At 69.5% G+C, this 16841-nt stretch carries 10 protein-coding genes; 2 read left to right on the forward strand and 8 right to left on the reverse strand.

Annotated elements, in window-relative coordinates; genetic code table 11:
- Window positions 1-63 precede the first annotated feature (63 nt).
- On the forward strand, window positions 64-573 hold the full coding sequence (locus EV687_RS13770) for an Lrp/AsnC family transcriptional regulator (RefSeq protein WP_122228914.1): 510 nt from the start codon (window positions 64-66) through the stop codon (window positions 571-573).
- Window positions 574-627: 54 nt separating this feature from the next.
- On the opposite strand, the gene glcF is transcribed toward EV687_RS13770, so the two are convergent.
- From glcF to glcD, 3 genes are read right to left on the reverse strand one after another with little or no spacing between them, the layout of a single operon-like run.
- Window positions 628-1857 (reverse strand): glycolate oxidase subunit GlcF, encoded by a 1230-nt coding sequence (gene glcF / locus EV687_RS13775; RefSeq protein WP_122227504.1) that lies wholly within the window; start codon window positions 1855-1857, stop codon window positions 628-630.
- Between the two features lie 37 nt (window positions 1858-1894).
- Window positions 1895-3007 (reverse strand): glycolate oxidase subunit GlcE, encoded by a 1113-nt coding sequence (glcE, locus tag EV687_RS13780; RefSeq protein ID WP_122227501.1) that lies wholly within the window; start codon window positions 3005-3007, stop codon window positions 1895-1897.
- Window positions 3007-4506 (reverse strand): glycolate oxidase subunit GlcD, encoded by a 1500-nt coding sequence (glcD, locus tag EV687_RS13785; RefSeq protein ID WP_122227498.1) that lies wholly within the window; start codon window positions 4504-4506, stop codon window positions 3007-3009. The genes glcE and glcD overlap by 1 nt, the downstream gene beginning before the upstream one ends.
- Window positions 4507-4714: 208 nt before the next feature.
- On the opposite strand from glcD, the gene glcC reads away from it, so the two are divergent.
- Window positions 4715-5530, forward strand: a complete 816-nt coding sequence (gene glcC, locus EV687_RS13790) for a transcriptional regulator GlcC (RefSeq protein ID WP_122228912.1) — start codon at window positions 4715-4717, stop codon at window positions 5528-5530.
- Between the two features lie 91 nt (window positions 5531-5621).
- Here glcC and EV687_RS13795 read toward each other — a convergent pair whose 3' ends face one another.
- The 5 genes from EV687_RS13795 to EV687_RS13815 form a co-directional block, all read right to left on the reverse strand.
- Window positions 5622-8906: an efflux RND transporter permease subunit gene (locus EV687_RS13795; RefSeq protein WP_122227495.1), complete on the reverse strand. Its 3285-nt coding sequence runs from the start codon at window positions 8904-8906 to the stop codon at window positions 5622-5624.
- A gap of 2 nt (window positions 8907-8908) precedes the next feature.
- Entirely contained in the window at window positions 8909-10159 is a 1251-nt protein-coding gene (locus EV687_RS13800) for an efflux RND transporter periplasmic adaptor subunit (protein ID WP_122227492.1), read from the reverse strand.
- Window positions 10160-10211: 52 nt separating this feature from the next.
- Window positions 10212-11729 carry an efflux transporter outer membrane subunit gene (locus tag EV687_RS13805; protein ID WP_122227487.1) on the reverse strand — a complete coding sequence of 506 codons (1518 nt, stop codon included), beginning with the start codon at window positions 11727-11729 and terminating at the stop codon, window positions 10212-10214.
- A gap of 9 nt (window positions 11730-11738) precedes the next feature.
- The gene (locus EV687_RS13810; protein ID WP_122227484.1) at window positions 11739-14909 is read right to left on the reverse strand and encodes an efflux RND transporter permease subunit; all 3171 of its coding nucleotides are present in this window, start codon (window positions 14907-14909) and stop codon (window positions 11739-11741) included.
- A 427-nt stretch (window positions 14910-15336) separates the two neighbouring features.
- Window positions 15337-16815 carry an NAD-dependent succinate-semialdehyde dehydrogenase gene (locus EV687_RS13815; RefSeq protein ID WP_122227481.1) on the reverse strand — a complete coding sequence of 493 codons (1479 nt, stop codon included), beginning with the start codon at window positions 16813-16815 and terminating at the stop codon, window positions 15337-15339.
- Window positions 16816-16841: the final 26 nt, after the last annotated feature.

Genomic DNA, 16841 nt, shown 5'->3' on the forward strand with positions numbered 1-16841 from the left:
TGCGCAACCATGGATTCAAAAGCTGTTTTTCGAAGGGTTTTGCGCAATTTCCGCTCTATGAACATGCCCAAACAGACACATGCGCTCGACAGCTTTGATCTGGCGATCCTGGACCTGCTGCAGCGCGACAACCGCATGCCGCAACGCGAGATCGCCGAGCGCGTCAACCTCTCGGCGCCGGCCGTGCAGCGGCGCATCCGTCGGCTCGAGGACAGTGGCGTGATCGCCCGGCAGGTGGCGGTGCTCGACCCCGCCAAGGTGGGGCGTCCGCTGATGCTGATGGTGCAGGTGCAGCTCGAGAGCGAAAAACCGGAACTGCGCGCGCCGCTGTACCGCCGCATCGCTGCCGAACCGGCCGTGCAGCAGTGCTATTCGGTCACTGGCGAGACCGATTACCTGCTGGTCATCACCCTGCCGTCAATGGAGGAATACGATGCGCTGGCGCGCCGCCTCTTCGAGGGCGACGACAACGTGCGCCACTTCAAGACCTCGGTGGTGCTGCGCCGCCTCAAGTACGGGCTGCAACTGCCGGTGCTGGAAGAAGACGCCGGGCCACCGCCACCGGCGCGATGAAGGCAGGGCGGGCCGGCCAGCGTGTGCCGGTCCCAGCGCCTCGTCAACAGGCTTTCAGACCGGCTGGCCTTGCAGCGCCGCGTCGATGACCTCGATCCAGTGCCGCACCGGCGTGCGGCCGGCGCCGTCCAGATGGGTCTGGCAGCCGATGTTGGCGGTGACGATGAGGTCGGGCTTGCCGCTCTCGAGCGCGTCGAGCTTGTTGTCGCGCAGCTTCTTCGAGAGTTCCGGCTGGGTGATGGAGTAGGTGCCGGCCGAGCCGCAGCACAGGTGCGCGTCGGGCACGGCGGTGAGGTTGAAACCCAGCCGCGTGAGCACCTGCTGCGCCACGGTGCCGAGTTTCTGCGCATGCTGCAGCGTGCACGGGCAGTGGAAGGCGGCCTTCTGGTCCGATTCGATGCGCAACGACTCGAGGTCCTCGGCGGCCAGCACTTCCAGCAGATCGCGGGCGCGCTCGCTGACGATGCGGGCCTTTTCGGCATATTGGGGGTCGTCGCGCAGGATGTAGCCGTATTCCTTGACGAAGGCGCCGCAGCCGCTGGCGGTCTGGATGATGGCCTCGGCGCCGGCCTGCAACTGCGGCCACCAGGCGTCGATGTTGCGGCGCGCGCGCGCCAGGCCCACCTCCTGGGCATTCATGTGGTAGTCCACGGCGCCGCAGCAAGCGGCCTCGCGCACCGGCTCGATGCTGATGCCCAGCCGGTCGAGCACGCGCGCGGTGCTGCTGTTGGTGTTGGGCGAGAGGCTGGGCTGCACGCAGCCTTCGAGCATCAGCATGCGGCGCGCATGGCGGGGCGCGGGGCGCTGGCCGGGCGGGGCGATCTGGCGCGGCATCTTGCTGCCCAGGCGTGGCGGCAGGATGGGCCGGAGTGCCTGGCCGGTCTTGAACAAGGCCTTGAAGACGGCGGGGCGTGGCAGCACCTGGCGCAGGCCTTCGCGCAGCACGCGCTCGCTGGCCGGGCGCGGCACCCGCGCCTCGATGGCCGAGCGGCCGATGTCCAGCAGCTTGTGGTATTCGACGCCCGACGGGCAGGTGGTCTCGCAGTTGCGGCAGGACAGGCAGCGGTCCAGATGCTCCTGCGTGGTCTCGCTGACGGCGTCGTGTTCGAGGAACTGCTTGATCAGGTAGATGCGGCCGCGCGGGCCGTCGAGCTCGTTGCCCAGCTCCTGGTAGGTCGGGCAGGTGGCGTTGCAGAAGCCGCAGTGCACGCAGGTGCGCAGCACCCGCTCGGCCTCGGCGGCATGCTCCAGGGCCCTGGCGGCTTCACTGAGGTTGGTTTGCATGGGAAATCTCTCGTGGGGAGGTTCTTTGAATGGGGACTCAGAGTTCGGCGTACATGCGGCCGGGGTTGAAGATGCCGCTTGGGTCGAGCTGCTTCTTCAGGTTCTGGTGCAGGCGCAGCACGGCGGGCGTCAACGGGTGCAGCGGTACTTCGGCGTGGCCGGCCGTGAAGCAGCTGGCATGGCCGCCCACGGCCGCTGCGGCGGTGCGAATGGCATCGGCAGGCGCATCGCTGCGCAGCCAGCGCTGCGCGCCGCCCCAGTCGATCAGTTGCGTGCCGGGCATGTCCAGCGGCGCGGCCCAGGCCGGCACGGACAGGCGCCACAGCGGCTGCGCATCGGCGGCAGTGTCGAAGAACGGCAGGCGCTGTTCGCGCAGGGAATCCCACCACGCGGGGTCGATCTCCTCGCCGCCGATGCGTTCCTGCGCGGCCCGCACCGAGCCCTCGTTGCCCTCGAAGCGCAGGCTGAGGAAATCCCCGTCGTGACTGGCGGCGCTGATGGGCAGCGGCTGCTGGCCCCATTCGCGCAGCCGCGCCAGCGCGCGATCGAGCGGGATGGCTTGCCGCACGCTGACGCTGCAGCGCGGCTTGGGCAGCACCTTGAACGAGACCTCGGTGATGACACCCAGGCAACCGAGGCTGCCGGCCAGCAGGCGCGAGACGTCGTAGCCGGCGACGTTCTTCATGACTTCGCCGCCAAAGCGCAACTGCGTGCCCAGGCCGCTGATGAGGCGGGTGCCCAGCACGAAGTCGCGCACCGCGCCGGCCCAGGGCCGGCGTGGGCCCGAAAGCCCGGCGGCGACCATGCCGCCGACGGTGGCGCCGGGGCCGAAGTGTGGCGCTTCGCAGGCCAGCATCTGGCCACCGGCATCGAGCGCGGCCTGCAGCTCGGTCAGCGGCGTGCCGGCACGGGCGGTGATGATCAGCTCGGTCGGGTCGTAGGAGACGATGCCGCGGTGGCCGCGCACGTCCAACACCTGCAGGCGCGCATCCTGCAGCTGGCGCCCCAGGAAAGCCTTGCTGCCGCTGCCGGCGATGGTCAGCGGTGTGCGCGAGGCGATGGCGGCCTGCACCTGCTCGAGCAGTTCGCGGCTGCGGTCCTGGCTGGGTATGGCGGCGAGAGTCGATGGGAGGGTAGCGGCGTGGTTCATCAGAATCGCTCCAGTTCCGGGTGGGGCAACTGGCCGTGGTGCACGTGCATCGCGCCGAACTCGGCGCAGCGGTGCAGCGTGGGAATGTTCTTGCCGGGGTTGAGCAGGCCCTCGGCGTCGAAGGCGGCCTTGACGGCGTGGAAGAAGGTGATTTCGTCGCTGCCGAACTGCGCGCACATCTGGTTGATCTTCTCGCGGCCCACGCCGTGCTCGCCGGTGATGCTGCCGCCCACCTGCACGCACAGTTCCAGGATCTTGCCGCCCAGCGCCTCGGCCCGGGCCAGCTCGCCAGGCGTGTTGGCATCGAAGAGGATCAGCGGGTGCATGTTGCCGTCGCCGGCGTGGAACACGTTGGCCACGCGCAGGCCGTACTCTTCGGAGAGGTCGCTGATGCCCTGCAGCACGCGCGGCAGCTCGCGCCGCGGAATGGTGCCGTCCATGCAGTAATAGTCGGGTGAGATGCGCCCCACCGCCGGAAAGGCGTTCTTGCGGCCGGCCCAGAAACGCGCGCGCTCGGCCTCGTCCCTGGCCTGCTGCACCTGGGTGGCACCGGCCCTGGTCAGCACCTCGCGCACCAGCGCGCAATCCTCGTCCACGTCGGACTCGACGCCGTCGAGCTCGCACAGCAGGATGGCCTCGGCATCGAGCGGGTAGCCGGCGTGGATGAAGTCTTCGGCGGCGTGGATGGAGAGCTTGTCCATCATCTCCAGCCCGCCGGGGATGATGCCGGCGGCGATGATGTCGCCGACCGCGCGGCCGGCCTTTTCGACGTCGTCGAAGCTGGCCATCAGCACCTTGGCCACCACCGGCTTGGGCAGCAGGCGCACGGTCACTTCCGTCACCACGCCCAGCATGCCTTCGGAGCCGGTGAAGAGCGCCAGCAGATCGAAGCCGGGGGCATCCAGGGCGTCGCTGCCGAGCGTGACCGGCTCGGCGTCGATGGTGAGCATCTCCACCTTCAGCACGTTGTGCACCGTCAGCCCGTACTTCAGGCAGTGCACGCCGCCGGCGTTCTCGGCCACGTTGCCGCCGATCGAGCAGGCGATCTGCGAGGACGGGTCTGGCGCGTAATACAGGTCATGGGGCGCGGCGGCCTGCGAGATGGCCAAGTTGCGCACGCCCGGCTGCACGCGGGCAAAGCGGCCTTCGGGATGGATCTCCAGAATGCGCTTGAACTTGGCCATCACCAGCAGCACACCTTTCTCGAGCGGCAGCGCGCCGCCCGAGAGACCGGTGCCGGCGCCGCGTGCGACAACCGGCACCCGGCGCTCCTTGCAAATGCGCAACACTGCGGCGACCTGCTCGATGTGCTCGGGCAGCACCACCAGCAGCGGCGTGGTGCGGTACATCGAGAGGCCGTCGCACTCGTAGGGGCGCAGCTGTTCGGGCTGGTGCAGGATTTTCAGCGCCGGCTCGGCCTCGCGCAGCGCGGCCAGCAGGGCGCCCTTGTCCACGTCGGGCAGGGCGCCATCGACGCGTTCGTCGTACAGGATGTTCATCGTCGGCAGGCCGGCTGGGCGGGACCGGCAGGGTATGGTTGGAATGTCCGCGCATTATGCGATCGGGTTCCATCTGTCTCAAGCAGGTTGTCTAGTGGTCATACCAGTTTATGACTGATGGTTTTCCCTGTGATGACGGATAATCCTTGAATTCAATGCATATTTTCAAGGCATTTCTTGAAGGGGATGGTCTGGTATGACCAGTGAAATGACCAGTGAATCAAGGCCTGCCCAGGCACCTGCCGCAGCCGGTCTCAACCACCGCAAGGTGGCCGATCTCGTGGCAGAGCACATCGAGCGGCTGGTCGTCGACAGCGTGCTCAGGGTGGGACAGGCGCTGCCCTCGGAGCGGCGCCTGATGGACAGGCTCGGCTGCTCGCGCTCGGCCCTGCGCGAGGGCCTGCGCATCCTGCGCGGGCGCGGCATCATCCGCACCGAGCACGGCCGTGGCTCGTTCGTCGCGGCGACCAGTCCGGCGCGCGATGCCGGACCGCTGCTGCACCTTTTCGCATCGCAGCCGCGCACATTGTTCGACCTGCTGGAAGTGCGCGTGCTGCTCGAAGCCGAAGCCGCGCGGCTGGCCGCCTCGCGCGCCACCACGGCCGACATGGTGCTGATCCGGCGCCATTTCGAGGCTTGGCAGGCGGCGCAGGCGCTGCGCACCCAGCCGGGCGAGCCGCCGCTGGAAGCGGCAGAGCAGGCACGCCGCGACCATGCCTTCCACCGCGCGATCGCCGAGGCCGCGCACAACCCGGTGCTGGTGCACACGCTCGAATTCCTCAGCGAGCTGATGCTCGGCAGCGTTTATGCCTCCGTCAGCCACCTCTACAGCCGGCCGCTCTACAAGCAGCAGATCGACCGGCAGCACCTGCGCATCTTCCGCGCCATCGAGCAGCGCAAACCCGATGCCGCCTGGCGCGCCGCGCGCGAGCATGTGCTGTCGGTGCGCGACAACCTGCTCGAGGTCGAGAGCGAGCAGGAACGCATCACCCGCGCGACCATGCGGCTGCGGGGCTGGGGCTGAAGGATTGGCGGCTTTGTGGTTTTGTGGTTGTCAGCCGTGGCATGCGCTGGCCGGTGATGGCATTGCAATGGTGCTGAATACGGCATTGCCGTCAGCGGTCCTGCCGCGAGAAGCGCAAGGGATTTTGGGCGCGCTCCGCTACCCCTGACGCACGGCGCGCCAGCCGCGCGTCGGCGCGGTCGAACAGCAGATACACCACCGGCGTGGTGAACAGGGTCAGCAACTGGCTCATGATCAGGCCGCCCACCATCACGATGCCCAGCGGTTGCCGCAGCTCGGCCCCGGAGCCGCTGGCCAGCATCAGCGGGATGGCGCCGAACAGTGCCGCCAGCGTGGTCATCAGAATGGGGCGAAAGCGCAGCAGCGCGGCGCGGCGGATGGCCTGCACCGGAGGCAGCCCCAGATCCCGCTGGCCGTGCAGCGCGAAGTCCACCATCATGATGCCGTTCTTCTTGACCAGGCCGATCAGCAGCACGATGCCGATGATGGCGATCATGTCCAGCGGCCGGCCGGTCAGCAGCAGTGCCAGCAGCGCCCCGACGGTGGCCGAGGGCAGCGTCGAGAGGATGGTGATGGGGTGGATGGCGCTTTCATAGAGCATGCCCAGCACCAGGTACATCACCACCACCGCCGCCAGGATCAGCCACAGGGTGTTGGCGAGCGAGGCGCTGAAGGCCTGTGTGGCCCCCTGCAGGCTCAGCTCCACCGAGGCGGGCATGTCGATGGCGGCCGGCGCGGCCTCGATGAGGGCGACGGCCTCGCCCAGCGAATGGCCGGGAGCAAGGTTGAAGGACAGGGTGGCCGCCGGAAACTGGCCCTGGTGTTCGATGGCCAGCGGCGCCTGGCGCTGCACGACGCTGACCAGCGCCGACAGCGGCACCGGCGCGCTGGTGCCATCGGTGCTGCCTGTGCTCCCGACGTAGACGCGCGAGAGCGCGTCCAGGCCATCGCCGGGCGGCAGGTCGGCCTCCAGCACCACGCGGTACTGGCTGGCGTGGGTGAACATGGTGCTGATCTGGCGCTGGCCGAAAGCGCTCTGCAACGCATTGGCAATGTCGCCGGCGCTCACGCCCAGGCGCGCGGCGGCGTCGCGGTCGATTTCCAGCCAGGCCTGCAGGCCGCTGTTCTGCAGGTTGCTGGCGACGTCCTGCAGCGCCGGCTGGGCCCGCAGGTGCGCCAGCAGTCGCTCGTTCCACTCCTGCAGCAAGGCTCGCTCGGGCGTGCTGATGGTGAACTGGTACTGCGTGCGGCTGATGCGGTCTTCCAGTCCCAGCTCCTGCACGGGTTGCAGCCAGGCGGTGATGCCCTCGACGCCGGCGGCGCGCTCGCGCAGGCGCCGCTGGATGTCGCTGGCGTTGCTGCTGCGCTGGCCATGCGGCACCAGATTGACCAGCATGCGGCCGCTGCTGAGCGTGGCGTTGTTGCCATCGACGCCAATGTGGGACGAGAGGCTGGCGACATCGGGGTCATCGAGCAGCGCGTTGGCCAGTTGCTGCTGGCGCTCGCCCATGGCAGCGAACGAAATGCTTTGCGGCGCCTCGGTGACGACCTGGGTCACGCCGCTGTCCTGCACCGGAAAGAAGCCCTTGGGCACGGCCAGGTACAGCAGCGCGGTGGCCACCAGCGTTGCCAGCATGACCAGCAGGGTGGCGATGCGATGCCGCAGCACCCAGTCGAGTCCGCGCGCATAGGCGCGGATGGTGCCGTCCAGCCAATCGCCCTGCAAGTGTTCGCCGGCGTGGCCGGGCCGCTCCTCGGCGGCGGCAGCACCGCCGACATCGCCGTCCGCGTTGTCGCCATGCGCCGGCTGGCGGTGCGGCGCGGCGCCGAGCATGCGCGCCGCCATCATCGGCGTGAGCGTCAGCGAGACCAGCAGCGAGATGGCGATGGCCACCGCCAGTGTGACGGCGAACTCGTGGAACAGCCGGCCCACCACGTCGCCCATGAACAGCAGGGGAATCAGCACCGCCACCAGCGAGACGGTCAGCGACACCAGCGTGAAGCCGATTTCCTGCGCGCCCTTGAGGGCGGCCTGCAGCGGCGGGCGGCCCATTTCGCGGTGGCGGGCGATGTTCTCCAGCATCACGATGGCGTCGTCCACCACGAAGCCGGTGGCAATGGTCAGCGCCATCAGGCTGAGGTTGTTGAGCGAGTAGCCCAGCCAGGCCATCACCGCGAAGGTGCCGATCAGCGACAGCGGCACCGCGATGCTGGGGATGATGGTGGCCGGCAGCGTGCGCAGGAACACGAAGGTGACGATGACCACCAGCGCGATGGCGAACAGCATTTCCTTTTGCACGCCACGGATGGAGGCACGGATGCTCTCGGTGCGGTCGGTGAGGACCTGCACGCTCACCGAGGCGGGCAGCGTGGCCGCCAGCTCGGGCAGCATGGCGTGCACGCGGTCGGCCACCTCGATCACGTTGGCGCCGGGCTGGCGCTGGATGTTGAGCAGCAGCGCCGGCTGGGCGGCGCAGCGGGTGGCCCGGCCAGGCTCCGCAGATGCGGCCGCCGTGTCTGTGCCGGCGGCGCGGTGCTGGCAGCCGCTGCCGGCCCAGGCGGCGAGGAAGCGATCCTCCGGGCCATCCTCGATGGTGGCCACGTCGCCCAGGCGCAGTGGCGCCCCGGCGCGCCAGGCCACGATCAGGTCGCGGTATTCGGGCAGGGTGCGCAACTGGTCGTTGGCATCCAGCATGGTCGATCGCGTCGGGCCGTCGAAGCTGCCCTTGGGCTGGTTGACGTTGGCCGCGGCAATGGCGCTGCGCAGGTCTTCGAGGCCCAGGCCGTGCGCGGCCAGCGCCCCCATGTTGGCACGCACGCGCACGGCCGGCCGCTGGCCGCCGGTGACGCTGACCATGCCGACACCGGCGATGCGCGAGATATTCTGCGCCATGCGCGTCTCGACCATGTCCGCCAGTGCCGGCAGCGGGATGGATTCGGCGCTGACCGCCAGTGTCAGGATCGGGGTGTCGGCCGGATTCACCTTGCGGTAGATCGGCGGAGCCGGCAGGTCATCGGGCAGCAGGCTGGAGGCCGTGTTCATGGCGGCCTGCACCTCCTGTTCGGCCACGCCCATGTCGACCTGCAGCGCAAAGCGCAGCGTCAGCACCGAGGCGCCGCCCGAGCTGGTGGAGGACATCTGCTGCAGGCCGGGAATCTGCCCCAGGTTGCGCTCCAGTGGCGCGGTGACGGTGCGGGCCACGACGTCCGGGCTGGCACCGGGATAGAAGGTGAAGACCTGGATGACCGGGTAGTCCACTTGCGGCAGTGCCGCCACCGGCAATTGCCGCCACGACAGCAGACCGGCCACCAGCACGGCCAGCATCAGCAGCGACGTGGCCACCGGACGGAGAATGAAGGGGCGGGAGATCTGCATGTTCAGCCACCTGTCGCGGCGCCGCCGCCGGGCTGGCCGCGACGCGGTGGCTCTGCCGCTGGCGTGGCCTCGCCAGCCGGCGCCTGGTCGGCATTGACCATGGTCACGGCCCGGCCCTCGCGCAGCCGGTCGATGCCTTCGAGCACCACGCTCTGGCCTGCCTCAAGGCCCGCTAGCACTACGGTGCGGCCGTCGCTGGAGGGGCCCAGCTCCAGCACGCGCCGGCTGGCCTTGCCATCCTCGATCACGTACACATAGGTACCAATGCTGCCGAACTGCACCGCATCGGCCGGGATCGTCAGCACGTCCTGCAAGGTCTGCAGCGCCAGCCGGGTGTTGACGAACTGGTTCGGAAACAGCGTGTCGTCGGCGTTCTCGAAGCGTCCCTTCAGGCGCAGCGTGCCGGTGGCGATGTCGATCTGGTTGTCCAGCGTGTCCAGCACGCCGCTGGCGAGCAGGCGGCGGTTGTCGCGGTCCCAGGCCTGCACCAGTGGCGGGGTCGCGCCCGCGTGGGCCTGGCGCACGCTGGTCACCTGCGGCTCGGGCACGGTGAACAGCACCGAGACGGGCTGGGTCTGCACGATGGTGAAGAGACCGTCGGCGTCATTGGCGCCGATCAGGTTGCCGGCATCGACGCGGCGCATGCCCACGCGCCCGGAGATCGGCGCGGTGATGCGGGTGTAGGAGAGTTGCAGCTGGGCCTCGTCGACCTGCGCCTGGTCGGCCTGTCCGGTGCCCTGCAGTTGCTGCACCTGGGCCTGCTGGCGCTCCAGTTCGAGCCGGGCGATCGAGTCCTGCTGGAACAGGCGCTGGTAGCGCGCCAGTTCGTTCTGCGCATTGCGCAGTTGGGCCAGGTTCTGCTGCTGCTGGCCCTTGGCTTGCGCCAGCGCCACCCGATAGGGTTCGGGGTCGATTTCGGCCAGCAGCTGGCCCTGCTTGACGGTCTGGCCTTCCTGCACATGCACCTTGAGCAGCGTGCCCGCCACGCGCGAGCGCACCGTGACGGCATTGAATGGCGTGACGGTGCCGATGGATTGCACCTGCACGGTGAAGTCGCCTTGCTCGACCGGGGCCACCAGCACCGCCACCGGCTGAGCGAAGGGGCTGGGGCCGGCCGGCACCGGCGGCTTGGTGTTGCGCAGCAGGAAGAACCACAGCAGCGCCAGCGCCGCGATGATGACGACGAGCCAGATCAGGAGGCGCTTGCTGCTGCCGTGGGCGGAGGGTGGGGAAACAGGGGCAGGGGAGGGCATGGCGATCGGTGCGGGCAGGAATGGGGTTGTGGAGGGCCGGAGGTGGTCGGAGTCAGGGATGGATGGATGCCGTGCGCGGGACCTGCCAGCCGCCGCCCAGCGCGGCGATGAGCTGCATGCTCGCCTGCAGGCGCTGTGCCTGCAGGTCCAGGGCGTTGCGCTGGCTGCCCAGCGCCAGGTTCTGGGCGGTCGCCACGTCGAGGTAGCTGACCAGGCCGGCCTCGTACTGGTTCTGCACCACGCGCAGGTTCTCGTCGGCGAGCTGCAGCAAGGTCAGCTGGTGCGTGTGCTGGGCCTGCAGCCATTGCGCGGCGGCGAGGGCGTCCTCCACCTCCTGGACGGCCTGCAGCACGCTGGCGCGCCAGGCGGCGGCACGGGCCTGGTAGGCTGCCTCGGCCTGTGCGGTGGCGGCCCGGCGGGCCCCGCCGTCGAACAGGCTGGCCGCCAGCGCCGGACCCAGCGACCAGACCCGCAGCGGCGCATCGATGAAATCGCTCCAGCGGCTGGCCTGCAGGCCGGCGCTGGCGCTGAGGCTGAGATCGGGCAGCCAGGCGGTTTGCGCCAGTCCCAGCTGGGCGTTGGCGGCGGCCAGCTGCCCGGCGGCCGCGGCGATGTCCGGGCGCTGCAGCAGCAGTGCCGAGACGATGCGGGCGGGGATGGCGGGGGGCTCCTGCAGTGGCACATCATGGCTGCCCGGAGCCTGCCACTGGCCGGGGGTGCTGCCGGCGAGCAGTGCCAGCGCGTTGCGTGCGAGCGCCTGCTGGTGCTGGTTGGCGGCGATCTGGGCCTGCACGGATTCGAGCTGGATCTGGGCCTGGATCACATCGGCGCGGGCGACGAAGCCGGAGTCGTACTGGTTGCGCGTCAGCAGCAGCGAGCGCTGGTAGGCGGTGCGGGTTTGCGCCAGCAGGCGTGCGTCCAGCTCCAGGCGGCGCAGGCTTACGTATTGTTCGGCCGCGCTCAGCTGCAGGGCCAGGCGCACGGCGGCCAGCTCGGCGGCAGCGGCATCGGCGCTGGCCTGCGCGGCCTGCTGCCCGAGCGCCAGGCGGCCCCAGACATCGGGCATCCAGCTCGCCGACAGGCCGGCGGCAAAGCGGCTCTGCGGCGCGCCGTCGGCGCTGGCGGAGCGCCCCGAGCTGCCCGACCGGTTGGCCGACGCGGTGCCATCGAGTTGCGGGTAGCGGCTGGCGCGGGCGGCGGCCACGGCGGCCTCGGCCTGGCGCCACTGCGCGGCTGCCTGCTCCAGCGTGGCGTTGCGCAGCGTGACTTCCGCCAGCACGGCGTCCAGCGCGGCATCCTGGTAGACCTGCCACCAGGCGGCGGGTCCGTCCGTGGCCTCGCTGCCTTGCCGCTGCGCTGCGGCGACGGCGGCCGGCGTGGCGGTCTGCCAGCCTTGCTGGTGCAGGTAATGGCCGGGCAGGGCCAGCTCGGGCGCCGGATGGGGCGGCGTGGCCGCGCAGGCGGCCAGCAGGACCGCCAGGGCGCAGCTCCAGGCGGCCGGCAGACGCCGGCCGATGGTGGGAGGCGTTGCCGGCGGGACGGCCGGGCGGGGGGCGAATCGCGTGGACATGGGGAGGGGTCAGGCGGAGTGGGCTTCGGGGTGGGGCCGGGGCGGGTTGTCGGCCTGGTGGGGTGGCTGCCGGCCGTGGCGGCCAAGGCGCTGACGCAGCCGCTCGAGACACAGGTAGACGGCGGGCGTGGTGTAGAGCGTGAGCAACTGGCTGACGGCCAGTCCGCCGATGATGGCGATGCCCAGCGGCCGCCGCATTTCCGAGCCCTCGCCGAAGCCCAGCACCAGCGGCACGGCGCCCAGCAGCGCGGCGAGATTGGTCATCAGAATGGGGCGCAGGCGTTTCTGCGCGGCGGCGGCGATGGCCGCGTGGGCATCGAGGCCGCGCTGGCGCTGCGCCTGCAGCGCGAAGTCGATCAGCAGGATGGCGTTCTTCATGACGATGCCGATCAGCAGGAACAGGGCCAGCAGGGCGATCAGGCTGAACTCGGTCCCCGAGAGGCGCAGCGCCAGCAGCGCGCCCACGCTGGCGGCGGGCAGGGTCGAGAGAATGGTCAGCGGGTGTAGCAGGCTCTCGTACAGCATGCCCAGCACCAGGTACACGGCCACCAGCACGCCAAGGATCAGCCAGGGCTGGCGGGCCAGCGTGGCCTCGATGCTGTTGGGGTCGTTCTGCCGCGCGCCGGTGAAGATGGCAGAAGGCAGCCGCAGCTCGGCCAGCGCGTGGGCGATGGCCACCTGCGCCTGCGGCAGCGTCACGCCGGGGGCCAGGCCATAGTCGATGCCGATGGAGGCGAACTGGTCTTCGTGCTGCACGCGGTCGCGCGCCAGGCCGTAGCCCCAGCTTGCGAAGGCGGTCAGCGGCACGGGGTGGCCGCTCTGGCCGATCACCTGGGTCTGCGCCAGCGCGGTGGGGTCGTTGCCGAACAGCGGATCGAGTTCCATCACCACGCGGTACTGATTGAGGTCGTCGTACAGCGTGGCCACCTGGCGCTGCGAGAACGCGTTGTTGAGCGCCGAGGCAATGCTGCTCATGGTCACGCCCAGCCGCCGGGCGGCCTCGCGGTCGATGTGCAGCTCCACCTGCTGGGCATCCTCCGTGTTGGGCACCCGCACATCGACCAGCTCGGGCAGGCGTTCCATGGCTTCGCCGACCGGCCGGCCCCACTGGTTGAGCAGCGCCAGCGAATCGGACCGCAGTACCAGTTGCTGCTCGCCCTGGCTGAAGCTGCCGGGTCCGCCATCGAGCCGGATGTCCTGCTCCACATTGATGTTGAGCACGCCGCCAGCCTGGGGTGGCGCAGTGCCGCGCAGCCGCGCCGCCACTTCGGCGGCCGAGACGCCCCGCTCGGCCAACGGCTTGAGGCGGATGTCCAGGCGCGAGTTGCTGATGCCGCCGCTGCCGCCGCTGGTGCCGGTGACGTCGGCCACCGCCGGGTCCCGCAGGATGTGCTGGCGGTAGGCCTCGATCTTGGGCTGCATGACCTGGAACGAGAAGCCGTCGTCGCCGCGCACGAAGCCGCTGAGCTGCCCGGTGTCCTGGGTGGGCAGCATGCCCTTGGGGATGCTGATGTAGAGCCACACGGTCAGCGCCACCACGCCGCCGAGCAGCAGCAGCATGAGGGCGGCGTTGCGCAGTGTCCAGGCCAGGGTCTGGGCGTAGGCCAGCTGGAGGTCGGCGAACACGGCCTGGCCGAGGCGGGCGATGCGCCCGGCCGGCGCCGCCGCCCCCCTGGGCAGCGCATGCGCGCACAGCGCCGGTGTCAGCGAGATCGATACCAGCAGCGAGATGACGATGGCTGCTGCCAGCGTCACCGAGAACTCGCCGAACAGCTTCTCGATCACGCCGCCCATGAACAGGATGGCGACGAACACCACCACCAGCGAGACATTCATCGCCAGCAGCGTGAAGCCCACCTCGCCGGCGCCGCGCATGGCGGCGCGCCAGAGGCCGAATCGGCTGCGCCCGGGCGGGCCGAGCCGGCGGTACTGCTCGGCGTGGCGCTGGATGTTCTCCAGCACGACGATGGCGTCGTCCACCACCAGGCCGGCCGCGACGATCAATGCCATCAGGCTGAGGTTGTTGAGCGAGAAGCCCTGCCACCACATCACTGTGAAGGCGCCGATCAGCGACACCGGCAGCGCCAGGGCGGGAATCAGCGCCGTGCGCGCGCTCCCCAGGAAGGCCCATACCACCAGGATCACCAGCAGGCAGGCCAGCACCAGCGTCCACTGCGCCTCGGCCAGCGTGGCGCGGATGCCGGGCGAGCGGTCCATCACCACGGACAGCTGCGCATCGGCCGGCAGCAGCGCGCGCAGCTGCGGCATCTGCGCGTGAATGGCATCGATGGTCTGCACCATGTTGGCGTCGGCGCGGCGGCTGATGTACATCACCACGGCGGCCCGGTCGTTGTGGAAGCCGCCGGTGTAGCGGTTTTCCACCGAGTCGGAGACGGTTGCCACGTCGCCCAGGCGGATGATGGCCCCGTCCTGGTGGTGCACCACCAGCTGCCGGAATTCATCGGCCGTGCGCATGGCGGCCGACAGTCCGATCTGCCAGCGCAGGCCGTCCTCCTCGAGCACGCCCAGCGGCCGCCAGGCGTTGGCCGTGCCGATGGCGCGGCGCACGTCCTCCATCGACAGTCCCAGGTGCGTGAGCGCCGCGCCATCGAGCTGCACCCGCACGGCCGGCAGCGAGGCGCCGTCGATGGTCACATCGCCGACGCCGACGACCTGGGCGATCTTCTGGGCCAGCACGGTCGAGGCGTTGTCGTAGAGCACCGAGGGCGGCAGCACCGGCGAGCTCAGCGCCAGCGCCATGATCGGCGCCTGGGAGGGGTTGATCTTACGGTAGGTCGGGTTGCCCGTCATGCCCGCGGGCAGCTGGCCTCGCGCGGCATTGATGGCCGCCTGCACCTCGCGCGCGGCAGCGTCGATGTTGCGGTCGAGCTCGAAGTGCAGCGCGATGCGGGTGGCGCCCTGGTTGCTGCTGGAGCTGATGCGGGTGACGCCGGCAATGCCGCCGAGCGCACGCTCGAGCGGCGCCGCCACGGTGCTGGCCATGCTCTCGGGGCTGGCGCCGGGCAGGCTGGCGCGCACTTCGATCACCGGGAAATCCACCTGCGGCAGCGGCGCCACCGGCAGCAGCCGCCAGGCCAGCAGGCCCGCCAGTATCACCGCGATTGCCAGCATGACGCTGGCGACGGGGCGGCGGATGAAGAAGCGGGTGATCGGATCCATGGACAAAGGAGCAGGCCGGCGCAATCGACAGCGGGGGAGGCAAGGAAGCTGAGCCATGTGGGCCGGCTCTTGGCGGACCCGGCCCGGCACCGGCGGGATCTGGCGGGACGGGCATGCACCGTGCGGCGCGCGCCATGCATGGCGGCCGGCAGCGAACGGCCCGACCGGCGATTCTATCCGGATGCCAGAATGATTCTCATTTTTTCATTGGATTTGCCGAACAAATACAAAAGACAAAGGGGTTGCCGAGACAAAAGACCAAAAGACCAAAAGACCAAAAGACCAAAAGGCGGAAGGGCGGAAGGGCGGCTGGCCGGGCCTGCCTGCCATCGGCCGGACCATGAAAAAGGTGGATGCGCCCTGCAGCGCATCCACCGGATATGCGGATATGCGGTTCAGCGGCAGAACGCTTCCGTGCTGCCGAGCCTTACTTCTGGATATCGCCCAGGCACAGGTACTTGAGTTCCAGGTACTCGTCGATGCCGTGGTGCGAGCCTTCGCGGCCCAGGCCCGATTGCTTGACGCCGCCGAAAGGCACGTGTTCGGTGGCGATGATGCCGACGTTGATGCCGACCATGCCGTACTCCAGCGCTTCGCCAACGCGGAAGATGCGGCCGACGTCGCGGCTGTAGAAATAGCTGGCCAGGCCGAATTCGGTGGCGTTGGCCGCGTCGATGGCTTCCTGCTCGGTCTGGAAGCGGAACACCGGCGCCAGCGGGCCGAAGGTTTCCTCGCGCGCGACCTTCATGTCGGCGGTGGCGTTGGCAATCACGGTGGGCTCGAAGAACTGGCCTTCGAGGCGTTGGCCGCCGGTCAGCACCTTGCCGCCCTTGGCGACGGCATCGTCGACATGGCTTTGCACCTTGTCCAGCGCGGCCGGCTCGATCAGCGGGCCCTGCACCACGCCGTCCTCGAAGCCATTGCCCACCTTGAAGGCGGCGACCCTGGCGGCGAATTTCTCGACGAAGCGGTCATACACGCCGTCCTGCACGTAGAGGCGGTTGGCGCACACGCAGGTCTGGCCGGCGTTGCGGTACTTGCTGGCAATCGCGCCCTCGACGGCCGAGTCGATGTCGGCATCGTCGAACACGATGAAGGGGGCGTTGCCGCCCAGTTCCAGCGCCAGCTTCTTGATGGTGGGCGCGCACTGCTGCATCAGGATGCGGCCGACCTCGGTGCTGCCGGTGAAGCTCAGGTGCCGCACGGTGTCGTTCTCGCACAGTTCCTTGCCGATGTCGATGCTGCCCTGCGCATCGCTGGTGACGATGTTGAGCACGCCGGCCGGGATGCCGGCGCGCTGCGCGAGTTCGATGGCGGCCAGCGCGGTCAGCGGGGTCAATTCGGCCGGCTTGATGACCACCGTGCAGCCAGCGGCCAGCGCGGGCGCGACCTTGCGGGTGATCATGGCCAGCGGGAAGTTCCACGGCGTGATGGCCGCACACACGCCGATGGGCTGCTTGATGACCAGCAGGCGCCGGTTGTTGTCGAACTGCGGCAGCGTCTCGCCGTTGGTGCGCTTGGCTTCCTCGGCAAACCATTCGACGAAGCTGGCGCCGTAGGCGACTTCGCCCTTGGCCTCGGCAAAAGGCTTGCCCTGCTCGGCCGTCATGATGCGGGCGATGTCCTCCTGGTTCTCCATCAGCAGGCGAAACCACTGGAGCAGGATGGCGTGGCGTTCCTTGCCGGTCTTGCCGCGCCAGGCCGGCAGCGCGGCGTTGGCGGCGTCGATGGCTTGCCGGGCCTCGCTGCGGCCGAGCCGTGCCACATCGGCCAGGTGGGCGCCGGTGGCGGGATCCTCGACCGCGAAGCTGGCGGTGCCCTGGACCCAGTCGCCGTTGATGAAGCTGCCGGTTTTCAGGAGGGATGGATCCTTGAGCAGGGCAAGGGGGGCGTTGGAACTGGACATGGTTGAACCTCGGATGATGGGAATGG

The organism is Corticibacter populi (assembly GCF_004217315.1).
Taxonomy (GTDB): Bacteria; Pseudomonadota; Gammaproteobacteria; order Burkholderiales; family Burkholderiaceae_C; genus Lampropedia; species Lampropedia populi.